A 24,310-nucleotide genomic window follows, 5' to 3' on the forward strand; every position below is an offset into this window, starting at 1 on the left:
ATACAATTACAAGTTTTTCTTGAATCTAGCTGACAACAAGCTCCATCAGGTTAGTACTTGTTAATTTCTTTGGAAACTTTTTGAGAAGTAGCTTAAGTTTTGGAGCTATGAATTTCTTACAAAAAGGTTTTTTTGGATTGCTAAAATAGTAATTTGCATATTCTTCTTTCGTTGGCTTGAAACTTCTGAAAGGGTATACCTTGGTTACTAGCAAATTATTAAAATCTTTTTGTAAGTCTACTAGTATTTGTTTGGCTTCCTCTGCTTGTGTTTTACAATACGTATAAATCGCTGAACGGTATTTTTTTCGAAAAGAATGGTTTGATGTACTTTCATGGGTGTGCAGATGAATTTCAATAAGGTCTTTCAAGTCAATAAGAGTTGAATCATAATGTACTATAATTGCTTCTGAAAAAGAAAAGTCAAGACCAAATGATGAGACGAAGCCCTGTTCAACGCTTACTACACCATTTAAAGATTGGAATACAGCTTCGGTACACCAATGGCAACCACCGCCCAAAGCTATTTTCTTCCTATTATTAATTTCAACTTTGTTCATTTTACTATACTAATTTTACGTCAGTAAGAATTTCTAAAAGCCCTGGACCATCATGAGACATCAATTTATTAATAGCTCCAGATAATTCAGATTTTTTATCCACCTTAAGTCCTAACGCACCACACCCATTTGCGAAATCTGCAAAATCTGGGTTTACCAAATCAGTTTGCCATACATCGAAGGCTCCTGCTCGCTGTTCCTTCGAAATTTTCCCCAGTTCATTGTTGTTTAAAATGACCACCTTTATTGGCATGTCATACTTTACGGCTGTAGTTAATTCCGCCAGATATTGGCAGATGCCACCATCCCCAGCCACCGCAATAATAGGACGACTCTTTCCTACTGCGGCCCAAGCGCCCATTGCTGCCGGAAAAGCAAAACCTATGGAACCAAGATAACCGGACATTAAAAAGGATTGTTGTGCTGATTCAAAATATCGCCCTAAGGAATAGGCATTGTTACCCACATCAACACACATTACCGCATTTTTGGGAACCTGTTTGGTGAGTTCATCAAATACGGCAATAGAACTAATACCATTATTGTTGGTTTCCAATAGTCGTTTTTGCTTTTCAGCTCGCCAAATTTCCCATCGCTCTTGGATTTCCAAAGTATGGTTAATTTTATCCCCTGTATTCAAGTATTGCTCATCAAGCAACTGCATCGTAACCGATATCTCACCCCAAAGTGCCGCATCAATCTTATGGAATTTACTTAGAGCTAGGGGGTCAAAATCTATTTGAATGAGTTTTTTCTTAGGTGTGATTCCTGTATGGTTAGAAAAGGAGGCTCCTATAACTAATAAAACATCCGATTCATTCATAAAATAAGAAGCGATTGGTGTACCGCTGCGCCCCAATACACCCCCAGCCAACGGATGAAAGTCTGAAATTAAGCCCTTTGCTTTAAAAGTGGTCAATACAGGACATTTCAGTTTTTCCGCAAATGCCACTATAGATTCCATATGAAAACGAGCCCCATGGCCCACAATGATAACAGGTCTTTGGGACTTGGAAAGCAGCTGTATCGCTTTGTCCAACATCTTTTTTGGGGGCGATATTTCCATCGCCGTGATTCTTCCTTCTTGAGTCTGAGCCTTTACATTGTTTTTGGCTTTTACCGTTTGAACATCATCGGGAAAGGTTAGGTGTGAAACGTCTCTTTTCAAGAGCGCATGTTTTATGGCCAACGCCATAAGCTCGCTATGGTCACTATTTTCTTGTATCCTATGATTGAATTCTGCCACCGTGGAAAAAGCCCGTACCAAATCTACTTCTTGAAAATTACCGGTTCCCACAACTTGCGTTGCAACTTGGCCCGTAAGTGCAAGGATTGGTGCCCTATCTACTTTTGCATCCCATAAACCTGTAAACATATTGGTACTTCCAGGTCCTGCAATGGCAAAACAGGCAGCAGGTTTTCCAGTTAACTTACCATAGGCTGAGGCGGCGAAAGAAGCCGCACCTTCATGCCGAATACCAATATATTTTAAATTGCCCCTTTCTTCTTGTCTTCTAAATGCATCTGCCAGGCCTAAATTGGAATGCCCCACCATACCAAAAACCCTGTTTACTCCCCAATTGATCATTGTTTCGACCATTACATCGGAAATGGTAGTTTCATGTGGCGCTTCTTTTTCTAAACCGACATAAATCGAATCTTCCTCTATTTTTAGGGGGAAGGTTTCCAAACCGTCATCAAAATCTCCTGAGCTTCCACCATGTGGACAAAAATCCCAACCATGCCATGGACACCGCAACAAACCATTTTCGATAGATCCTTCTCCCAATGGTCCGCCTTGATGAGGGCATTCATTTTCCAGAGCTGTGAATTTACCCTCATAATGGGATAGACATAAATCCTTGTGTCCGGCCGTTACGGTCATCACTCGCCCTTCTGCAAGCTTTTTTCTGTCATCCAGTACCTTATGCCAAATCGTTTTAGTTGAAGAATCATTCATATATGGTAGTTTATTTTTATTGGGTTACTTCCACACCATTCCAGAATGCAACATAGTCTTTTATCCCTTTGGCAGCGTAAGATGGATTAGGGTAGTACCAAGCGGCATCTGTATTGACCTTCCCATCAACCTCTAACGAATAATATGATGCCTCACCTTTCCATGGGCAAGTAGTATGCAACTCGGTAGGTTTCAAATACTCTTTATGAACACTCTCAGGGGGGAAGTAATGATTGTTCTCAATAATTTTCGTTTCATTGCTCTCCGCGATAATCTGATTGTTCCAAATTGCTTTCATAATATACTATTTAATTTATTGCTATTAGTTGTACAGAATGTACAACCAGAGTCTTAATCATTCTCTAATCTACTGATTCAGTTCATTTATTTTCAAATCAATTCGAAGTAGTGCCTTATTTGGATCCGACCCAAATATGGATTGTTTTATATTTCCATCTTTATCAAGAAGAATCCAATGGGGAGTTCCGCCTGCCTCATATAAGGTAAAGGTCGTTGCCGGATGCACATCTCTATAATAAGGAAAACGAATATAAAATTCATCTTTAGCATTCCTTAGTTCCTCATCAGTATATATTCTTCCTTCAAAACGAGTGTGGATGCCAACAACATTTATGTTCGCTTGCTCATAAATCAATCGATTTGCATATGGAATGGCTCTTCCTTTACAACCAGGACAACCTAAATAAAAAAAGAGGATTAGTAATGGCTTCCCTCTAAAGTCTGCTAAAAGAGGTGCTTTCTCATCGAATACCCTTTCTAAAGACCACTCCGGCAATTTCGTATGTTGTTGGAAATTACTCATTGTTTAAGGTATGGTTGTTCACAAACTGCATTTTTCTAATGGCCACGGCCCTATAAGCATAGATTATTAAAAACGTTAAGGCAATGAAAACTAGGATAGTACCTATATAAAGAACTATACTTGGAATACCCCATGCGTTATCGCTAGGTTCCAAAACACCAAATATACCAGAGAGCACGTAACATCCTGTCGCGACATAAAGAAAAGCACTCGCCCGTGTCAACAGCCCCAATTGTTTTATTTTGTGATTCGAAATTTCATGTTCAAAAGCCGAACACTTCTTTGAGAGTAGCTGACCTATCTCATTACTTACACTTAGCATTTGGGTAGCCGTTGAAAGTATTAACATTCCGATTCCCGGAATAATTGTAATAGGTAGATACCAGTTCATATCATTACTGTATTGTTATTATTTCATATTCGGTAGTTTGCTCCTAGAATTAATTTCGTCTTAGCCAATTATGGCACTCCATTTAGCGCTTCGTCTGGCCACTATTTTAATGAAAGGACAAACCGCGACCGCCTTATGACCTTCCTCCGTTAGCTTTTCAAAAGTTTTCTCTACTAGTATTTTTCCTATCCCCTTATTGCGTAATTGCCGTGGAACTTCTGAATGTACCAAATACATTTTTCCATTTCGGATATTATAGTCCACCAAGGCTTTTTCACCATCTATGTCAAGGACATATCTTTGATTGGTCTCATCATGTGTAATTTCCATAGCTCTTTAACTTTATATATTTCTTTTTTACTTTTCAAAAGAACACCCTAAACAAAATTGGTTCATAGAACCTTTATTGAATTAAGGTTTAGGGGGAACTTTTCCTTTTCATCAACAATTGAAGGGTGTTCTGAATTCAGTCAATACTTACAAATAACTTTTCTCCGTTAAAATGAACATGGCTATACAACTGAATAGGCTGTGATAGCACCCGTCTTATATAAGATTTCTCTGCAGCTTTGTGTAGATTCTTAAGTTGGCTTTTGGTCACTTCCCCTTCGATTTCCAAATGAATCAGGAAGGTCGATGTCTTTGTTTCACGATTTCTGTCTAAATCTACCCTTACACTAACATTGGAAACCTTATAGTTTTTCCGTTGGGCTTCCTTATCCACGGTTGACCTAGTGCATTTTGCCAAGGCACCTGCCAATAAATCCGATGGATCAAACTCTTGTACATCCAAAACTGTATTGTTTTCATTATTCAATACGATATGTTTTGAACCGACATCTCTTTTAATTTTAACTTTTGTCATGATTTCACTAATTTCATTGATTCTGAGTTAATACAATATCTTAACCCACTAGGTTCAGGTCCGTCAGGGAAAATATGGCCTAAGTGAGCATCACATGTATTACACATGACTTCCACGCGAACCATACCGAAAGAACTGTCCCTTTTATATTTGATTGCATTCTTAGTTATTGGCTGTGTAAAACTTGGCCATCCAGTACCCGATTCAAACTTAATGGAAGAGTCGAACAGCGGTGTGTTGCAACAGATACAGTTGTATTTTCCCGCTTCATAGATACTGCACAGTGCACCACTATGTGGGGATTCTGTTCCTTTCTGTCGAGTGATTCTAAATTGACTAGGAGTCAGGATCTTTTTCCACTCCTCTTCCGTTTTTTCAACTCTGCGTTCGGGCTCGGGGTTTCCCACTACAGTAAAATTTATGATGTCTTTCCAGGTTAGTTCCATTTCTTCTTTTTTAAATTATATTTTACTTGACTGAGCGCGGTCGTCACTTTACTTCTTAAAAAATACGTCGATACCTTATATTTGATATGTACCAGTTCTTTCTACTACTCAGACTATAGGAAGAATTAGTTTTTACCTTACGTAAAATTATGTAACAGCTGTGTCTAAACACCTATGTAGACTTCCTATCAAATTGTATATTTTTCCTAATAATCCTACCTTAAATACCTTTTCAATGGAAAGCTATATCAGCCACATCGGCTATTTGTAGAACACAGATATGATTAGAAAGGTAGCCAAAGCAAAAATCGTCAGCTTATGTTTCTTGGCTCAAGTTCTTTACTAAAAGTGGGTTAGGCAATCATTCGATTTTGGCTATAGGCCTTTCTAAATTTCAACGGTGAGATTCCACAATTGCTCTTGAATAATTGAGAAAAATGACTTGGATTGTCAAAACCCACTCCCATACCAACTTGAGTAATATTATCTCTAGTCTTCAATAAAAGTTCTTTAGCTTGATCAAGTTTGAGTCTAATTACGCATTGATGGGGTGTTTCTCCGGTAGTTCGTTTGAACATGCGGATGAAATGATGAACGCTTAGCCCAGCAATTCGTGCCAAATCTCCGGTGGAGATAGACTCTTCCATTTTATCTTCGATATATTTATGTATATTTTTTATTTGGTACGGTGTGATACCCATTTTCAAACAACCACTTAATAACTTTTGTTCACAAAGTAATTTGACCAAATAATTTCCTAAGGCACACACCATGTTTTCGCTTTGAATAGTATCCTCGGAAGATAATTGATTAAGTTCCTCCATTAAGTACATTGCGAGTTGGTTACTAAGACCGTTTTCCATAAAGCTCATGGGCTTAAAACTTTTTAAATCCATACTTCTATCTAAGCATCCGAATACACCATTGTATTGACCAATGATTATAGGTTCAGTTCTTTTAAAGTCTTCACAAGGCTTAAAATGAAAGTAATAGGAAGAACCTTTTACATTCTCAGTAGAAAAGGTGTTCGTACTTTCATTTATTAAAAAAAGAATTATTGGGTTTAATTGTAAAACATTATTCATGTTTTCGGCTGATGTTGCCATACGGTTTAAACTATTCAGATATTTCATGGCCTTAACTTTTATGATTCGTTCTAACTAAGACAAGGCTCGTGCCATTAGAGTTAAAATAATTTTATAATTTATAACAATCTGATTACAAGTTACTTATAGATTTTTAAATTAAAATCGTTTGTAATCTTATTTTTGAAAATCTACAGTATGTTGGAGTTATACAATACACGGTGGTTTATTTATAATAGCAGATTTTACATTCGAACTCATCTTGAGTAAAAAAGGAGAAGATAAATTTTGTACTAAAATTGCCGTGATATTTACTTAATACAGCAATTTTTCGATAGTATGGCAACTTAACCATTAAATGAGACCTCTATTTAGTCGAATTTTGTTTTAATAAAAGAAACCGCTTTGAAGTGAGGATAAGTCTATAGCATACAGTCTTTATCAAGCTAATTGATCAATACCTAATATATTGTGCGAGCGTAACTTAAAATAGAGAACATGGAAACAATACCATTAGTACAGAACACCGTAAACGGAAAATTTTTCTATGAACTTCAAATTAATAATCACAAAGCGTTTATAGAATATCATATATTTAGTGATGATTTGTTATTATTAATATCTTCGGGAGTAACACAGAACCTTCCGAATCATCATCAGGTTCGGGATGCTTTAATTGAACGTGTTTTGGATCGAATAAGAAGAACAAACTTTAAGGTTATCTCATATTGCCCTTCAATCAATAAGTTTGTCAATAAGAATAAACAATATAGAAATATGATAATATCAAATCAGTTACTAAGTGAGGTTTCATAAGTAAGAAAAGAGTTTATCAAAAATAATCTTATAAACTCTATTCTTCAAATAATAAATCTAGCTTTTAAACCGGGTTCACGTTGAGATAGACTAAAAAAATAGAGTCTTGATCGCATAATCCATAAATTATATTTTTATTTAAAGTAACAAATATTAAAAAATCCCCTATGGGCATATTTAGTTTATTTAATTCGGAATCAGAAGAATTGTCTTTCAAAAAAGTAAATGACTTTTTCGGAGTTGAGGTTTTTGGTCTTCCAAATGTTCGTAAAATTACTGATTCTCAAATTGAGCAATTAAAGAAGCTAATTTTAGAGTATGGAGTAGTAGTCTTAAGGAATAAGACCGCCTGGACAGAAACAGAACAAATAACGTTCACCAATATGTTGGGTAAACTGGATTCTCCAGTAATCTATTCAACAACCACTCCGTCTGACCCTAAGGTTTTAAAAATTTGGCCTAATGCCCAACAATCGGGTCTTCAATGGCATAGTGATAGATCGTATTTAGAGCGTCCTTCTCATCTCAGTATTTTTCAGATGGTAGAGCGACCATCAATTGGGAATGAAACAGCTTTTTTAAGTTTATTGGAGGTTTATAGGAACCTCCCAGAAGATATAAAACACAAATGGGCCAATTATCATATCGTTTATGCGACTAAAAAAGTAATGCATCCACTTTTTTGGGTTCACCCATTTAATGGAAAAAAAACGATGTATTTCGATTTTCGATTTGCAGAGGAAATCGTGGATATTTGTAGCGCTGCAGATGAACCTATGAAAATAAAAGATATCAATAAAGTTGTACAGGTCATTGATCAAATGTTCACCAAAGAAAAGGCAAAGTACACTCATGTTTGGCAACAAAATGATGTGCTTATTTGTGATAACTACGCCATTTCGCACAAAGCGAATCTAGTTTCTAAGACAGAGGAAGCTAGAGTATTGATTAGATCATCTACAGAGGGAATCTATTTTTGATTTTACCATAAACCATTTAGCTTAAGTGCTGCTTTTTGAGGTTCGTATTCATTCTAGGAAGAGTATTACTTGGTAAACTAATTCACTAGTTAGGAAATAAAAAGTGTTATTAGCAAAGGTGAAATTTTATGAATATACGTACACTAATTAATCTAATATAAAAATTATAACATAATGAAGATCGCAATTAATGGAATGGGCAGAATAGGTAGGGCTGCGCTAAAGGTAATCTTAGATACAGATGGCCTTGAATTGGTAGCTATAAACGATATTGTTTCCATAGAAAATCTAGCCTATTTGCTTAAATACGATACGGTTTACGGTAAATACGAGCATGATGTAACCCACAATACGGATTCTTTCACGATTAAGGGGAATATGATTATGTATACTAGTGAACGAAATCCGGAACTCCTTTCTTGGGGAGAACTGGGCATAGATTTAGTGATTGAAAGTACTGGTATATTTACGGAGTATGAAGGTGCTGAAAAGCACATTAAGGCAGGTGCAAAAACAGTGATTATTTCCGCTCCCACCAAGAGCAAAGAAGCTCCCACTGTAGTTCATGGAGTAAATACCCAAACTGGCCATACGTCTATTTTCTCATGTGCCAGTTGTACAACCAATAATATTAGCCCTATTGTAGAAATCCTTGGGAGGCGTATTGGTGTAAAAAAAGCAATAATGACCACGGTACATGCCTATACAGCATCACAACCAGCAGTAGACGGTCCCTCCAAAAAGAATTTTAGAATGGGTAGAGCTGGTGCGGCAAATATTGTTCCTACAACAACTGGTGCAGCAATTGCCACAACAAAAGCGTTGCCAGAATATGAAGGCAGATTTGACGGAGTAGCCATACGTGTACCCATTCCGGTAGGATCATTGTCCGATATGACCTTTGTCATGGACACGGATGTGACCGTAGAAGAGGTAAATTCCATACTTAAAGAGGAAGCAACCAGTGAAAGATATAAAGATATTGTTGATACAACTTATGATCCCATCGTCTCTTCAGATATTATAAAGAGCCCTTATGCCTCAACAGTAGATTTAAGTATGACCCGAGTGGTAGATGGTGATTTATTAAAAATAATGACCTGGTATGACAATGAATGGGGTTTTACCAATCAAATGATAAGACAGATTATCGATATTAAAAACAATAAATCATAAATTGAACTGAGCAGAGAATATGGTTCTTATCAATTATGGTGATTCATTCCTATAGCAATGAATCACCATAATTTAGAAAAAATATCTGCTTCTTACTAAGCTGCCTTAGGCTCTTCCACATAAATCTCGTAGTTCGTTCCTTTTTCTCTCGAAATTTCAATAGTTCCATGCAGCTGATCCACCAAACCTTTCACCAGTTGCATACCGAAGGATGTCAACTTATCGATATCAAAATCCTCTGGGAGGCCAATGCCGTTGTCCTGTATTATCAACTTGTAAATGTCCGGCTTGTCCGTTGCTTCAAATTGAATTGATATTTTATTACTTTCGACATTATTCTTAAATGCGTATTTGTATGAGTTGGTCACCAATTCATTGATGATAAGCCCAAGGGGCACCGCGAGGGATATATTGATTTCCTTATTTTCGACCTCGGTCTCAAAATGAATGACCCGATCGGTGGAGTCAAAGGTATTTTTCACCTGCTTCATCAATTCTTCGAAATAGGTATTTACCTTTACCTTGCCAAAGGTGTTCGACTTGTAAAGGTTCTGATGGATTATGGCCATCGACTTGATCTTCGTCTGGCTTTCTTTGAGGGCCATTTTCAGCTTTTCATCGCTACCGGTACTATTGGCCTGAGCGTTCAAAAGACTGAGTATGATCTGGAGATTGTTCTTTACCCTATGATGGATTTCTTTCATCAGTAATTTGTTCTCCTCGTATTTTTCGTTCAACACCCGATTCAACTTCTGTTTTTGGCTATAACTTCTGTACAAGACCAACAACAATGTGATCAAAGCACCTATTCCAATACAAAGTCCTATGAAATAATTCATGCGACGTTCACTTTTTAATTGTTGTACTTCGGCTTCACTCTTGAGAAGCGAAATCTCTTGGTCCTTCTCAGATATTTCATAGGCCGATTCAAGGTTCTCAAGAGCCTTTAGGTCGTTTTCCTTGCCAATGCTATCCCTGTATATGATATAGGAAGAGTAATTATCGAGCGCGGCCTTGTGGTCTTGAGAAGTAGTATCGATTTGATAGAGCCCGTGATAAGCGTCTCTGATTTTGGTCCTGTTATTACGAACCTTGTAAGCCGTGATTGCCTTATATAAGTTTAGTTTTGCCGTTTCCAATATTTCCCGTGCTTTGACATTCTTATCTAGCTGCATATACAGAAAACCGACTTTTTTCTGGGTATTCCCCATTTGTTCGGGATCTTCCATTTGTTCACCTATTTCGACAGCTTTTTGATAGTATTCAATGGCCAGTTCAAAATCGCCTAGTGCTTTTGAGCAATCGGCTACTCCATAATAATCGAATATGAGTTGTCTAAAATACTTGGAGCCTTCCATTAAGGAGATGGATTTGAGATAATATTCTCTGGCAGTATTGTATTCCTGAAGTTCGAAATAATTAGCGGCAATATTGCCCAAAGCATTTGACATTTGCCTGAACTTATTACTCTTTTTCCGCAGATCAAAGGCTTTTTTATGAAAAGTTATGGCTTCTCTATACTCCCCATGACTCCACTTGAGATACCCAAAAGATCCGTAGTACAAAGCCATAGTAGGTTCTGGTATTGACGGGTCATTTATATCTGGTTGAATCTTATTTAGTACAACTAGTGCCTTTTCTAATTCTCCTAATTCATAATAATGGTTTACTAATTCAAGTGCCATTTTTAATTGTATCGAGATAGGCTCTTCCAGCTTTACGGAAAGCTCGTAGGCCTTTTCGCCATAGATAATCCCTTTTCGAAATTCGCGCCTACGGTCATAAACAAATGCAAATCCGGAATATGCCAGACGCATTACCTCTTCATAGCCCAGTTCCTTGGCTGTTTTAAGGTTAGCCTCCAACTCCAAAAGAGCGCTATCATATTTACCTTCAACCACTTTTAATGTCGCAAGTCTTATACGTGTTTCAAGCTCTTGCCGAAGTTTATTGAATTGTAAGCTGGTTTCTAATGCTTTGTTTGCGTAATGTCTTGCGCTGTCTATATTCCTGTTAACGTTGGATCTATAAAATGAAGATATCAGTAAGGTTTGATGAATAACTTCCTCCGGGTCTGAGTTCGTTATAATATTCTGTAAACTATCCAGATAGTTTTTTGAATCTCTATATTCTTGTGCACCTATTTTAAAGGTTAAAAGAAAGCCTATGAATAAACTTCTATAAAATATTAGCTCTTTCATTTTGGCAAGATTACCGGTTGTTATATTGCTAAAGATTCTCTAGCAAACGCTATAAACCTAATTATTTTAAAACTAATTAAATATAATACTAAAATAGAATATAACACATTCTTAATGACCTTAAGCTGCCTTAGGCTCTTCTACATAAATCTCGTAGTTCGTTCCTTTTTCTCTTGAAATTTCAATAGTTCCATGCAACTGATCCACTAGGCCTTTCACCAATTGCATACCGAATGATTTCAGTTTATCGATGTCAAAATCTTCTGGAAGTCCAATACCGTTATCCTGTATTCGCAACTTGTAGATGTCCGGCTTGTCCGTCCCTTCAAACTGAATCATTATTTTATTACTACCAATATTATTTTTAAATGCATATTTGTAAGAGTTGGTCACCAATTCATTGATTATAAGCCCAAGGGGTACCGCAAGAGATAGGTTTATTTCTTTATTTTCTACTTCTGTCTTAAAATGAATCGAACTCTCCGTAGTATCAAACGTCTTTTTTACTTGTCCCAGTAATTCTTGAAAATACTGGTTCACCTTCACTTTTGCAAGCGTATTTGATTTATAAAGATTCTGATGGATAATGGCCATCGACTTTATTTTAGATTGGCTTTCCTTTAGTGCCATTTTCAGTTTTTCATCACTGTTGACACTATTAGCCTGAGCATTTAAAAGGCTGAGTATGATCTGGAGATTATTCTTTACCCTGTGATGGATTTCTTTCATTAACAATTTATTCTCCTCGTACTTAGCTTTCAAGGCTTTATTAATTTTTTGTTTTTGTTTGGAACCTCGATATAAAGTAAATAATGAAATGGACAATAAACCAATTCCAATTAAAAGGCCTATAAAATAACTCTTACGACGCTCATTTTTTAATTCTTGTACTTCTGCTTCGCTTTTAAGAAGTGTGATTTCTTTATCCTTTTCGGATATCTCGTAGGCTGATTCTAGTTCCTCTATAGCTTTGAGTTCATTTTCTTTATTAAGACTATCTCTATAAATTATGAAGTTAGAATAATTTTTAAAAGCAGATTTATACTCTTGAAAAGTAGTATCTATCTGATAAAGTCCATGATAAGCATTCCTTATTTTAACTCTGTTTTTATTTACTTTATTTACTTTAATTGCTTCCAATAAGTTTACTTTAGCTTCATTTAAAGATTTATTTGCTACTAACGGTTTATTAAGTTGCAATTGTAAGAACCCTATTTTCTTTTGAACATTCCCTGTTTCTTCTAGGTCTTCCATTTTCTTACCTATTTCAACTGCTTTTTGATAGTATTCAATTGCCAAATCATAATCTCCTAGCTTTGTTGAGCAATCTGCTACACCATAATAATCAAATATAACGTATCTTAGATAGTTAGGAGATTTCTCCTTAAAGACATCAATAAAGACATCAATTGCTTTGAAATAGTAATCTCTTGCTTGTTTATAATTTTTAAGCTCATAGTAATTTGCGGCTATATTACTCAAGCTTGTAGCAATACTCCTGCTATTACTATTTTTTCTTAAAGTGTATGCTTTTTTATGAAATTCTATTGCCTCTTCATACTGTCCTAAACTCCACTTAAGATGACCAAAAGCTGAGAAGTACGACCCTTTAACATTGTCTGATATTGAAGAATCACTTACCTGAGGGTTTATATTATTTAATAGAACTAATGCTTTTTCAAATTCGCCCAACTCAAAAAGCATATTAACCTGGTCAAGTACCGTTTGTACTTGAATATCAACTGGTTTTTTTAATTTTATTGAAAGTTCGTATTCTTTTTTCAAATAAATGAGTACTTTACGAAATTCACTTTTACGGTCATAGGCAGAGCGCAAACCTTTAACAGCTCGGTAGATGGCCTTTTCATATTCTTTTTCTTCAGCTAAATCAAGATATGTTTTAAGCTTGGGAATTGCACTATCAATCTTGCCCTCTAACATATTAATCACTTCCAGGAGTATACGAGCTTCAAGTGCTTCTTGCTCTTTATTGTATTTTAGACTTAATTTATGAACTCTATTTGCGTAGTACCTAGAACTATCAAGGTTTCTATTCTGGCTCCTTCCATAAAATGTAACAATCTTTAAAGTTTCATTAATTGTAGCTTCTTCTTCCGAATTTTTAATTAAATACTGTAAACTGTCTAAATCCTTCTTTGATTCAATTTGATTTTGAGCATTTAAATGAAAAGTAAGAAAAAGCCCTATACATAGGCTATATAAAATTTTATTATTCATTTTATAAAAATTGTTATTTACTATTTTGTCAAGCAGCTTGAGGTTCTTCAATAAATATTTCGTAACCAGTTCCTTGACCTTCTATAATGGTAATGGTGCCATGTAATTGGTCTACAAGCCCTCTGACCAATTGCATACCAAAAGAGGTTAATTTTTCCATTTCAAAATCAGCAGGCAGCCCAATGCCATTATCCAGTACTACCAATCTATAGGTATTCGGTTTTTCAGCAGAATTAAAATTAACAATTATCCTATTATTGTTCAGTTTTTGATTGAAAGCATATTTATAAGAATTCGTAACCAATTCATTTACAATTAGTCCTATGGGAACGGCCAAAGACATATTTATCTCCCTATGTTCAACATCGGTCTCAAATTGGATTACCTTACCTTCCGTTTCAAAAGTTTGGCTTACCTGGTCTAAAAGTTCCTCAAAATAATTATTCACCTTGACTTTGGTATAGGTCTGCGAGTTGTACAAACTTTGATGGATAATTGCCATTGACTTTATTTTGGTCTGACTTTCTTTTAGTGCCACCTGAAGTTTTTTATCACCTTTTGCACTATTTATTTGTGCGTTTAAAAGACTGATTATTATCTGTAAATTATTTTTTACCCTATGGTGGATCTCACCCATCAACAATCTATTCTCCTCGTATTTTTCTTTAATAGTTTTGTGTGCAACTTGTTTTAGATTTAGAGCTTTCAACACTATGAATAACAAAGTCAATAGAAGAATACTGCCTAAGGCCAGACCTATCGCAAAATTACCCTGTTGCTTATTCTTCACACTTTGTAAATTACTATTCACTTTAAGCATTGATATTTCCTTATCTTTTTTTTCAGTTTCAAAAGCCAATTCCAACTCTTCAATTGTTTTGAGTTTCTCTAGATTATGCACGCTATCCTTATGGTGTTCTATTTCTGTCTGTATTTTGGCAAATTTCTTATGATGGGTTAGGCTTGTTTTATAGTTTCTGTCTTCCTCATAAAGTTGTGACATCAACAAATGAGCATCCCTTAATACTTCTTGATATTTTCTATGCTCTAAATTCTCATCTATACCAGACAAGGATCCAATTATCTGCTGGGTTATTTTTTTAGATTGACTTAATTGCCCGTTTCGATAATAAGCCTGACTTAAGCCATACTGCGAGGGCATGCTCAACGCAGCATAAGCCCTAGGAAATAATTTTGAATTCTCTATGGCGCGTTTGTAATATTTTATACTACCATTATAATCTTTAAGTTTTAAACTCATGTTCCCTAATCTTTCAAGCAGATTATAAACTTTATGTATATCCACTCCTTCTATTTGATTTAAGGCTTCTTGATAGTAATCGCGAGCAGCTACTAAGTCGTTTTTCTTTTCGCTTACTTGTCCTAAAATTTTATAAGCTAAGTAGGTGTTCGATGGGTCTTTATCAGTCTCTAAGGCCTTTTTAGCAAAAGAACTAGCTTTCTCATCTAGGTCTAGTTTTCTATAATTCATGGCCAAGTTTGTATATGCTTTGGCGAGAAGGAAAGGATCCAGTTCTGTATTTCCTTCGTATTGGTTGACAATACCTAGTAAAATTTTTGAAGATTTTTCGTTATCATAGGTATAGAAGAGAATAGATGCTAGCCCCAATGAAGTCTCTACAAGTTTATTTGTGCTTAAAACATCTTTTCCGTAATTAATGGCACTATTGAAATGTATTTTTGATTCATATAAATTACATGCCTCGCCAGTAGTGAACCCTTTCTCTCTAAATATTTCTGCTAGTGCTTTATGGAGTAAGGCCGCAGACTTATCTCCTGGGCTTCTTTCCGCCTCTTCAATTTTTTCATAGAGTAGCGATATTGCATTATCATGTAGTCCTTGGGTTTCTAATATTTCAGCATGTAAAATATTACCTTTTGTTTGAGCTTCGAGACTACCTATTTGTTTTCCTAAGTTCAGTACCTCGTCCGCATATCGCGAAGCATTTTCCTTGTCTTTCGACGAAATAGTCTTTCCACTTAGATATAATTCGCCCAGGGTAATCATATGTTCAACTTTTGCTGGATTCGAATTTGCGTCAAACAAAAGTTGTTTCACACTATCAATTTTTATAGTTTTTTTTGTTGGAACTGGTTGCTGACCAAAACACGATGCTACCATTAGGAGGAAAAGTCCTAAAAGTAACCACGTTTCTAATGAATTTGATTTATATCTGTACATTGAGCAAGATTCTATTTGCGTCTACTTGTGGTCATTCATAAAACCATTCAAAATTTTATCAATATACCATTGTTATAGACTTCAATACGATTTTTTGTTTATACCCAACTTTTTTATCTTAAAGTCCAAGGTATTCGGATGTAACTTTAGTATAGAAGCTGCCCCATCATCTCCTCTTATTTTACCATTGCAAAATATAAGAGTTTGTATAATCTGCTCTCTTTCAATTTCTTCAAGCGATTTCATTTGAAATTCTTTTTGATGGGAAGACTCGTTTGTTGAATCTGTGCCATTTTCAATTGCGATATCAAGTTCATCTCCATCAGAAAGTATAATTCCCCTTTCCACATAATGTTGAAGTTCTCTTACATTTCCTGGCCAAGAATATCGCTGAAAAGCGTGTAGTGTTTTCTTAGAGATAGAGACCATTTTTTTATTAATTTTTTTAGAAAAAAGTTTTAGAAAATGGTTAGCAAGTACTAGGATATCATCTCCTCGTTCCCTCAAAGGGGGAATATGGATTGGAAATATATTAAGCCTAAAAAATAAATCTGCCCTAAAATTACCTTCTTGTACTTCTTTGGTAAGATCCCTATTAGTCGCGGCAATAATTCGGATGTCTACTTTTTTTAGTTCATTTCCTCCAATAGTTTCGATTTCCTTTTCCTGAAGGCATCTTAGCAGCTTTGATTGACTTGATAAGGGTAGCTCCCCAATTTCATCTAAAAACAGTGTGCCCCCATCCGCCAATTCAAACTTGCCAAGTCGTTTCTCAGTTGCTCCGGTAAAACTACCTTTCTCATGGCCGAACAATACAGATTCTATTAACTCCGCCGGTAATGCGGCACAATTTACTTTTACAAGACTATTCTCGCTTCGCGCAGACATTTGATGTACTGCATGCATGAATAATTCTTTTCCAGTTCCTGTTTCTCCATGTATCAAAACAGTCACATCTGTCTTGGCTACCTGCTGAACTTTTTTCAATGCTTCTTGAACAACCTTGCTATCTCCAATAATCTCATAACTGCTAGTAGCCTTCTTATTCTTTGCAGTTGATTTATTTTCGGTAGCATCGGATGGTGGACGATGTAGTTTGGAAAAACTTATTTCAAGGGCCACCCTAATATCACGTTCGTCAAACGGTTTTAAAATATAACCGAGTGGATTTGTTGAGTTCATTTGGTCAAGGGTATCCGCATCAGAATAGGAAGTAACATACAAATAAGGAATACCGTATTTTTTATCGATTGTACGAGCCAAATCGATACCTGTTTCCTCACCAATGAGGCGTATGTCAAGAAACACCAAATCCGGTTTTTCTTTTTCAATCTTTTTGAGGGCGTCTGCAACGGTTTTAGCATGTCCCATTACCGCATAACCAAGATTGGTAACAATGTTTTTTAAATCCTGCGCTATAACGAATTCATCCTCGACTATTAAAAGTTTACCTGCCATTTATATGTTTAAACACTACTATTTATATATGCTACAATTTACTTAAATTTTGAGATATTCTTCTTTAGTTTGCGTCCGTATTCAGATAGGCGTTGAACATCCAGATTAATTTTTCTTGTTCTCCTATGTAGTCGCTCATTAACGCACTAGTTCCTTCATCGTCATGTTCTCCTGCGAGGGCTAATAAGTCACGTTCAATCGGAAGTAAAATCTCGTACCCTTTAAGTATCTCCTTTATAGCCTTATCTCCATCACTAACATTTTTGGCCTCCGCAATTTTAGACACCTTCATATAATCGGAGTAGGCATGAACTGGGGTAAAACCTAAGGTCAATATCCGCTCGGCAATTTCATCTATTTTTACAAGTGATTCGTTATAGAGCTCTTCGAATTTTGCATGAAGTTCAAAAAATTTATTGCCTTTGATATTCCAATGAAATCCTCTGGCGTTCATATAAAATACTTGATAATTCGCTAGAAGCTCATTCAGTTTGTTTGAAATAATTTCTGACTCTCTTGATTTAAGTCCAATGTTGCTCAATTTCATGTTTTCTATTTTTAGTTTATTATTTTAATAATCAATCTTGTTTTTTAGCTGATAAAGCTTTTAGGTAATTACGTAATACATAATGTAAGATCCCTTCGTTTTTATAGTATGCAACTTCAATTTCCGAATCTAAACGGCACACGACCTCAAACCTTTTAAGGTTACCTTGCTCGTCTTCTGCCGTAATTCTAATAATCTTTCCTGGTTTCAACCCAGAAGTAATACCCGAAAACTCAAATTTCTCGGAGCCCGATAGACCTAGGGAATCAGCATTTTCGCCATTCTTGTACTCCAAAGGAAGAACTCCCATCCCCACCAAGTTGCTTCTATGAATACGTTCGTAGCTTTCGGCGAGAACAGCTTTGACTCCGAGTAGCATGGTGCCTTTTGCGGCCCAATCTCTGGAGGAGCCACTCCCGTATTCTTTACCTGCCAAAACTAAAAGTGGCACGTCGTCTTTAAGGTATTTTTGTGCCGCATCGAATATAGTCAATTCGGTATTGTCGGGGAAGTAGGTCGTAAAACCACCTTCCCTTTTTGCCAGTTTGTTTTTTATACGCACATTGGCAAATGTACCTCGCATCATAGCTTCGTGATTTCCTCTTCTGGAACCATACGAATTGAAACTTTCAATGGCCACTCCCGAATCTATCAAGTACTTTCCAGCAGGAGAGCTCGCCGAAAATCGACCTGCAGGTGAAATATGATCCGTTGTTACTGAATCTCCCAGCATTAATAGTACTCTCGCATTTTTTATTCCTGATAACTTATTAGGCTCACTTGAAATCCCTTCGAAAAAAGGAGCCTCTTTAATATAGGTGGAATCTTTATTCCAAACATAGTTCTGCCCTGAAGGAACTTCCATCTTTTTCCATTCTTCTTCCCCGTCAAAAATTACGTTATACGTTTCTTCAAAATCTTTTTGGGAAAGTGCTGCCGCTATAATTTCTTGTATCTCTTCCGTCGTTGGCCAGATATCTTTCATAAAAACAGGAATTCCATCTGTATCTACGCCCAAAGGCTCGGTGGTAAGGTCAATATTAACCGTTCCCACTAGCGCATATGCTATTACCAATAAAGGCGAGGCCAAAAAGTTCATCTTTACTTGTGGATGCACCCTAGCCTCGAAATTACGGTTAGAAGAAAGAACGGCGGAGACGTTTAATCCGTTTGTTTCTACAGCATTGGCAATGGCTTCTGGTAAAGGGCCACTATTACCAATACAACTAGTACAGCCATAACCCACCGTATAAAAATTCAATGCCTCTAAGTCCGATTGTAATCCAGATTTAGTTAAGTAATTGGTTACAACCTTAGAACCAGGCGCTAGACTAGTTTTGACCCAAGGTTTTACATTTAAACCGCGTTCTCTAGCTTTTCTGGCTATCAGCCCGGCACCTACCATAACATACGGATTGGAAGTGTTCGTACAACTGGTGATTGCTGCAATAACAACGGAGCCATCATTCAGTTCGAACTCTTTACCATCCATATTTACCAAGGTACTTTTCAACTCAACTTGCTCAGTTTTTTGATATAATTTATCGGCAGCCTCATATTCGAGATTGATCAATTCGTTAAAGCGTTCTTTTAGGTTTTTGACCAAAATTTTATCTTGAGGTCTTTTGGGGCCAGAAACGGTAGGCTCCAATGAAGATAAATCTAGTGTCACTATATCTGTATAATTGATTTTTTCATTTCCAGTACGCCAGAGAAAGTTTTCTTTTGCATAATACTCGACCAGACCCAAGGTTTCAACCGAGCGATTGGTTTTTCTCATGTAATTTATAGTTTGGTTGTCTATTGGAAAATAAGTGGCCGTACAACCAAACTCTGGGGACATATTGGCTATTGTCGCTCTATCTGGCACAGATAAATGATCCAAGCCATTACCAAAGACTTCAACAAATTTGCCCACAACCCCATAATCTCTAAGAAGCTTGGTTACGGTCAGCACCATATCTGTCGCATTGGTTCCTGCAGGTAGTTTCCCTTTTAGCTCCAAGCCAATAACTTCAGGGGTTGCCATGTAAATAGGCTGGTCTAGCATCGCAGCTTCCGCTTCGATTCCTCCCACGCCCCAACCTAGAACTCCGATCCCATTAACCATGGGTGTATGAGAGTCTGTACCTACTAAGGTATCTGGGAATAACCATCCATCTCGGTGCACAACACCTTGGGCCAGATTTTCAAGGTTTACCTGATGACATATCCCCATACCTGGAGGTACTACCCTAAAATTATCAAATGCTTGTTGCCCCCATTTTAGGAGCTTATATCTTTCATGATTACGTTCGTATTCTTTTTGAACATTTTTATCGTAAGAATCTTTACTACCGTAATAATCAACTTGAACGGAATGGTCAACAACAAGATCTACAGGAACACTAGGATTGATTTCAATACCTTCATACCCCTTTCTAATTACTTCGGAACGTATAGAAGCAATATCTACAATAGCAGGAACACCAGTAAAGTCTTGCATTAGAACCCGAGAAGGTTTGAAAGGAATATCCTTACCAATAGCCTCTGAATTCCAATTACTTAAGATATCGACATGACTTTGTGTTACCGCTAGGCCATCAACATTACGAATAATGTTTTCCAATAAGATTCTTATGGAATATGGCATGGTCTCTATGCCTTTGATGGCGGCAAGATTAACTACATTAGCCAGGTTTCCTTTGTAATTGAGTTTTTTTTTAAGTTCTATCATACCAGTTGGTGATTTATACCGTTCGGGAATTATGGAATATTTAATAAACCAAAGCCTAGTAAATCAAGTACTTTTCAAGCGTAGCTTCCCCATTTATACTTTAATCACTAAGATTATAAATTTTAGTATAAATCGCCATATACTTTTTCAATATTATGCTAAAATGTAGAAAAATTGCTGTTTGCAATTTTTCTGTTCAAAGTTTAGAAAGTAAAATGTATAATCGAAAAAACCCATCTCAAATCTTTTTCATTTCCCAAAGTAGATGAAATTAGGCAAGATGGGTTTCTTATTCGTAAGTTAAGCGTGATAATAACGTTCTCTGTATATCTTGCCATCTCTCCATTCCGTAGCAACAATCTGTTCTGAAACTAAAGTACTACCATCATTCAAATCCGCGGTAAAAACTGCATCATAAAATGAATGGTTACCATTTATTGCGTAATTACCAGCTTCGTACCCGATGAATTTCTTTAAATCATTATCTATCCAATCTTGTTCAAATTGGATACAGAATTTTTTCCCTACTTTGGGATTTCCATTTGCTTCACGTACAATTACGTCATCATGAAAGTACGTTTCCATTGCTTCAATAAATTCACCTTTAGCTAATAATTCGTGAATGTGTTTTAATTTTTTTTCTATTGGATTGTCCATTTTAATTATTTGTTATTAATTATTTAAAAAATTGATTTGTTTTTTGCCCTAGACAGCTTCCGTCAAAATCTGGGTCTCAGAAAGGAAAGTTCGATGTACCGGGCACTTATCAGCAATTTGCATTATTCTTTTGCGCTGCTCTTCGCTTAGATTACCTTCAAGTTTGACCTCCTTACGAAAAGTGTCAATTTTCGCAGTAGGATCCTCACAATTCTCGCAATCTTCCTTATGGCTTTTGTCATAACTTGTATGCACTTCCACACTTTTTAAATCCCAGCCTTTTCGAGCTACATACATTTTTATAGTCATGGCCGTGCAGGATGAAAGTCCCGCGGTAATGTAACCGTAAGGTGTGGGTCCAAAATCATTTCCTCCTACCGTTTCTGGCTCATCAGCAACCATATGATGTTTCCCAACTTTAAGTTGCGTCGTAAATTCTTCGAGATTGTCTAATTTGGCAACTACCTGATGATTGCTCCTTAAAATTGGCTCCTCGGGAATCTCTAAGTACCTAGAGGCCCAACCTACGATCACATTTCCAACGTATATGGAGTCTTCCTTTCTAGATAATAAATGATCGGCTCCATCAAGTGAAACAAAACTTTTCGGGTGTTTGGCGCTAAGATAAATTTCCTCCGCATTGTTGATTCCAACAGTGTTATCGTGCGGTGAGTGCAAAACCAATAAAGCTTTTCCCAAGGAGTTTATAGTGGTAGATAGCGAATTGGATTCTATATCATCTATAAACTGCTTCTTAATGGTAAAACCGCTTCCTCCAATATTGACGATTGCCTTTCCGCTTGCATTGATTTCCTCCAAGCTGTTTTGGATTAACCTTTTAACATAAACGGGGCTAGAGGGAGCTCCAATTGTAGCTACAACGCGGATAGAATCTATTTTTGAGGCAGCAAGAATTGAAGCTGAACCACCTAAAGAGTGACCAACAATAAGTGTTGGAGCAGAATAATTTTCCCTTAAATAATCTGATGCCGCAATAAGATCCTCCACATTCCCTGAAAAATTAGTGTCTTCAAACTCCCCTTCGCTATCCCCTAAACCTGAAAAATCAAATCGCAACACGCCAAAACCTTGTGCACTCAATGCATTGCTTATATTCCTGACTGCACTCAAATTTTTGGTGCAGGTAAAACAATGTGCAAACAGGACAAAATTATGTGCAAAGCGATGAATCGGTAGTTCCAACCTACCAGATAAGGTATTTCCATCTTTGTTTTTGAATGCGATCTTTGTTGTTTTCATCTCTAAAAAATTTTGGTTAAGTAATAGGTTTTAGTGAAACCACGAGAAAGACGGTGGTCTTCTCGTTGAGCGCTCATTAATTGGTGCTCTGGAGAGTTCTTCGATATCACCTTCTAATATACCAGTAGTAATTGCTGGTGAGGCTCCCCAAGAAGGAACTTCTTTTGTTTCTAAAATCTTTATTTCCGAGGTGTGTCCACCTACATAATCGATTGGAGTACCATAAATTACTTGTGGAATGTTATAATGACGAATGACATAGGAACACATTAGACATGGCTCCCGAGTAGAGTAAAGAAAACTATCCTTTAATACTTCTGCGCCCGCAAATTCTATCGCCGTATTAATGGCAATTATTTCTGCCCTATTGGTCACGTTCTGAGTGGTCTTAACCGAGTCTACTCCAGTTCCGATAACTTCTCCTTTGAGAACCAGAATTGTCCCTACTGGTTCATCTCCCCTTATTAGGGCTATTCGTGCTAGTTTAACTGCATATCGCATAAATTCTTCATGTAAATTCATCTTATTTATTTTTTGTGTTATCAAGTAATTCGAGTTCTCCCAACATTGTGGGTATAAGTTCAGATACAGTAGGATGTATGTGAGTGGAATTCTGGATCTTTTTATAAGAAAGACCAGCATTCATTGCAACAATGAGTGCGTGGATTACTTCATCTCCGCCTACACCCAAAATGGTGGCACCCAGTATTTCTTCAGTATCACCATCAACCAATACTTGCATAAAACCGGCATCCTCACTTTTTTCAACAGCGCGTGCTACTTTGCTAAAAGGACGGTATCCTTTTAATATTTTGCGACCTGTTTCCGATGCCTGCAATTCGGTCATACCTGCTCTGGCCAAAGGAGGATCTGTAAACAGCGCATAACAAAGCGTCCTATCCGAAATACTCCTTTCACCATCTCCGAAAAGTTGGTTTGCCACTATTTCAAAATCATTATATGTGGTATGCGTAAATCCTCCTCTTCCATTAATATCTCCAAGAGCCCAGATGCCATCAACATTGGTTTTCAGATGGTCATCTACTATAATATACCCTTGATTGTTCAGGCTTAAGTCCGTATTTTCAATACCAAGGTTAGTGGTATTGGGCGTACGACCAATAGCTACCAGAGCATGAGATCCAGAAACGGTAGGACTCCCTTTTTTGCAAGACAGATTGGCAACAAAATTTTCATTTTCTTTTGATAGCGCAATGCAATCCGCATCGAATCTAAAGTCAATGCCCTCTTGCTCTAAAACCTTTTGAATTTCGAGGGAGGTTTGTTCGTCTTCGCGAGAAACCACCCTGCTTCCACGTTCTATGACGGTAACCTTGCTCCCAAAACGTCGATACATTTGAGCGAATTCAAGCCCAATATAACTCCCTCCAATAACCAATAAATGTTCTGGAATAAAATCTAGATTCAGCATTTCAGAATGCGTGAAGTATCCCGCTTCTTCTGAACCCCTTAATTGTCTTGTACTATTACCAGCATTTATGAATATTTTAGGTGCTTTTAAGACTTCTTCACCAACCTCAACAGTTTTATTATCCACAAACATTGCGTGGCCTAGATAAAGGTCTAAATTTGAAATTCCTCTTAACCATTTTTCAAGGCCTTGATTGTAGTTTTTTACGATAGCATCTTTTCTAGCCATCACCTTTTTCATATCCACCTGAAAATCACCATCGACATTTATTCCAAAATCACCACTCCTCTTTACCATATGAGCAGCCCTCGCGCTAGCAATCAATGTTTTTGTTGGTGTACAACCATCATTGACGCAGGTACCCCCAAACCACTTTCGTTCTATAAGTGCCACCTTTTCTCCTTTTGAAGTAAGGGTCGCTGCCAAGGACGGTCCTGCCTGGCCTGCACCGATAATTATGGAATCGTAATTTCTCATCATTGCTATATAGATTAACT

Annotated in this window: 22 protein-coding genes; 3 read left to right on the forward strand and 19 right to left on the reverse strand. The window is 36.8% G+C overall.

The genetic code is table 11. The features are described from left to right. Positions 1 to 25: 25 nt before the first annotated feature. From ACKWCD_RS11165 to ACKWCD_RS11205, 9 genes are all read right to left on the reverse strand, one after another. Entirely contained in the window at positions 26 to 559 is a 534-nt protein-coding gene (locus ACKWCD_RS11165; protein WP_413984033.1) for a peptide-methionine (S)-S-oxide reductase, read from the reverse strand. A gap of 4 nt (positions 560 to 563) precedes the next feature. Then, complete coding sequence (locus ACKWCD_RS11170) at positions 564 to 2,519, reverse strand: thiamine pyrophosphate-binding protein (protein ID WP_413984034.1); 1,956 nt, start codon at positions 2,517 to 2,519, stop codon at positions 564 to 566. A gap of 16 nt (positions 2,520 to 2,535) precedes the next feature. Next, complete coding sequence (locus ACKWCD_RS11175) at positions 2,536 to 2,817, reverse strand: DUF427 domain-containing protein (RefSeq protein ID WP_413984035.1); 282 nt, start codon at positions 2,815 to 2,817, stop codon at positions 2,536 to 2,538. Positions 2,818 to 2,886: 69 nt separating this feature from the next. Then, positions 2,887 to 3,342 (reverse strand): peroxiredoxin family protein, encoded by a 456-nt coding sequence (locus tag ACKWCD_RS11180; RefSeq protein WP_413984036.1) that lies wholly within the window; start codon positions 3,340 to 3,342, stop codon positions 2,887 to 2,889. Then, positions 3,335 to 3,733, reverse strand: coding sequence for a hypothetical protein (locus ACKWCD_RS11185; RefSeq protein ID WP_413984037.1), 399 nt, complete (start codon positions 3,731 to 3,733; stop codon positions 3,335 to 3,337). Before ACKWCD_RS11185 ends, ACKWCD_RS11180 begins: the two co-directional genes overlap by 8 nt. A 60-nt stretch (positions 3,734 to 3,793) precedes the next feature. Then, on the reverse strand, positions 3,794 to 4,063 hold the full coding sequence (locus ACKWCD_RS11190; RefSeq protein ID WP_413984038.1) for a GNAT family N-acetyltransferase: 270 nt from the start codon (positions 4,061 to 4,063) through the stop codon (positions 3,794 to 3,796). Positions 4,064 to 4,199: 136 nt separating this feature from the next. Then, on the reverse strand, positions 4,200 to 4,598 hold the full coding sequence (locus tag ACKWCD_RS11195; protein ID WP_413984039.1) for an OsmC family protein: 399 nt from the start codon (positions 4,596 to 4,598) through the stop codon (positions 4,200 to 4,202). After that, positions 4,595 to 5,044: a peptide-methionine (R)-S-oxide reductase MsrB gene (gene msrB, locus ACKWCD_RS11200; RefSeq protein WP_413984040.1), complete on the reverse strand. Its 450-nt coding sequence runs from the start codon at positions 5,042 to 5,044 to the stop codon at positions 4,595 to 4,597. Before msrB ends, ACKWCD_RS11195 begins: the two co-directional genes overlap by 4 nt. Before the next feature lie 353 nt (positions 5,045 to 5,397). Further along, positions 5,398 to 6,177 (reverse strand): helix-turn-helix domain-containing protein, encoded by a 780-nt coding sequence (locus ACKWCD_RS11205; RefSeq protein ID WP_413984041.1) that lies wholly within the window; start codon positions 6,175 to 6,177, stop codon positions 5,398 to 5,400. A 450-nt stretch (positions 6,178 to 6,627) separates the two neighbouring features. Here ACKWCD_RS11205 and ACKWCD_RS11210 point away from each other — a divergent pair, with 450 nt between their 5' ends. From ACKWCD_RS11210 to gap, 3 genes are all read left to right on the forward strand, one after another. Then, positions 6,628 to 6,945: an N-acetyltransferase gene (locus ACKWCD_RS11210; RefSeq protein ID WP_413984042.1), complete on the forward strand. Its 318-nt coding sequence runs from the start codon at positions 6,628 to 6,630 to the stop codon at positions 6,943 to 6,945. A 167-nt stretch (positions 6,946 to 7,112) separates the two neighbouring features. Next, positions 7,113 to 7,925, forward strand: coding sequence for a TauD/TfdA dioxygenase family protein (locus ACKWCD_RS11215; protein ID WP_413984043.1), 813 nt, complete (start codon positions 7,113 to 7,115; stop codon positions 7,923 to 7,925). Between the two features lie 174 nt (positions 7,926 to 8,099). Then, a complete protein-coding gene (gap, locus tag ACKWCD_RS11220; RefSeq protein ID WP_413984044.1) occupies positions 8,100 to 9,101 on the forward strand; it encodes a type I glyceraldehyde-3-phosphate dehydrogenase in 1,002 nt (333 codons plus the stop codon). 95 nt (positions 9,102 to 9,196) lie between these two features. Here gap and ACKWCD_RS11225 read toward each other — a convergent pair whose 3' ends face one another. From ACKWCD_RS11225 to ACKWCD_RS11270, 10 genes are all read right to left on the reverse strand, one after another. Continuing rightward, a complete protein-coding gene (locus tag ACKWCD_RS11225; RefSeq protein ID WP_413984045.1) occupies positions 9,197 to 11,302 on the reverse strand; it encodes a histidine kinase dimerization/phosphoacceptor domain -containing protein in 2,106 nt (701 codons plus the stop codon). A gap of 120 nt (positions 11,303 to 11,422) precedes the next feature. Then, the gene (locus ACKWCD_RS11230; protein ID WP_413984046.1) at positions 11,423 to 13,540 is read right to left on the reverse strand and encodes a tetratricopeptide repeat-containing sensor histidine kinase; all 2,118 of its coding nucleotides are present in this window, start codon (positions 13,538 to 13,540) and stop codon (positions 11,423 to 11,425) included. A 28-nt stretch (positions 13,541 to 13,568) separates the two neighbouring features. Continuing rightward, positions 13,569 to 15,620: a tetratricopeptide repeat-containing sensor histidine kinase gene (locus ACKWCD_RS11235; RefSeq protein ID WP_413984047.1), complete on the reverse strand. Its 2,052-nt coding sequence runs from the start codon at positions 15,618 to 15,620 to the stop codon at positions 13,569 to 13,571. 204 nt (positions 15,621 to 15,824) lie between these two features. After that, the gene (locus tag ACKWCD_RS11240) at positions 15,825 to 17,201 is read right to left on the reverse strand and encodes a sigma-54-dependent transcriptional regulator (protein WP_413984048.1); all 1,377 of its coding nucleotides are present in this window, start codon (positions 17,199 to 17,201) and stop codon (positions 15,825 to 15,827) included. Positions 17,202 to 17,265: 64 nt separating this feature from the next. Further along, on the reverse strand, positions 17,266 to 17,748 hold the full coding sequence (locus tag ACKWCD_RS11245; RefSeq protein ID WP_413984049.1) for a Dps family protein: 483 nt from the start codon (positions 17,746 to 17,748) through the stop codon (positions 17,266 to 17,268). Between the two features lie 31 nt (positions 17,749 to 17,779). Then, the gene (gene acnA / locus ACKWCD_RS11250; RefSeq protein ID WP_413984050.1) at positions 17,780 to 20,464 is read right to left on the reverse strand and encodes an aconitate hydratase AcnA; all 2,685 of its coding nucleotides are present in this window, start codon (positions 20,462 to 20,464) and stop codon (positions 17,780 to 17,782) included. A 300-nt stretch (positions 20,465 to 20,764) separates the two neighbouring features. After that, a complete protein-coding gene (locus ACKWCD_RS11255; RefSeq protein ID WP_413984051.1) occupies positions 20,765 to 21,121 on the reverse strand; it encodes a hypothetical protein in 357 nt (118 codons plus the stop codon). Positions 21,122 to 21,169: 48 nt separating this feature from the next. Beyond that, a complete protein-coding gene (locus ACKWCD_RS11260; RefSeq protein WP_413984052.1) occupies positions 21,170 to 22,381 on the reverse strand; it encodes a bifunctional alpha/beta hydrolase/OsmC family protein in 1,212 nt (403 codons plus the stop codon). A 30-nt stretch (positions 22,382 to 22,411) separates the two neighbouring features. After that, entirely contained in the window at positions 22,412 to 22,903 is a 492-nt protein-coding gene (locus tag ACKWCD_RS11265) for a nucleoside deaminase (RefSeq protein ID WP_413984053.1), read from the reverse strand. Position 22,904: 1 nt separating this feature from the next. After that, complete coding sequence (locus ACKWCD_RS11270; RefSeq protein ID WP_413984054.1) at positions 22,905 to 24,293, reverse strand: FAD-containing oxidoreductase; 1,389 nt, start codon at positions 24,291 to 24,293, stop codon at positions 22,905 to 22,907. Positions 24,294 to 24,310: the final 17 nt, after the last annotated feature.

The sequence above is a fragment of the Maribacter taeanensis genome, assembly GCF_047345145.1.
In the GTDB taxonomy this organism is placed as follows: domain Bacteria; phylum Bacteroidota; class Bacteroidia; order Flavobacteriales; family Flavobacteriaceae; genus Maribacter_C.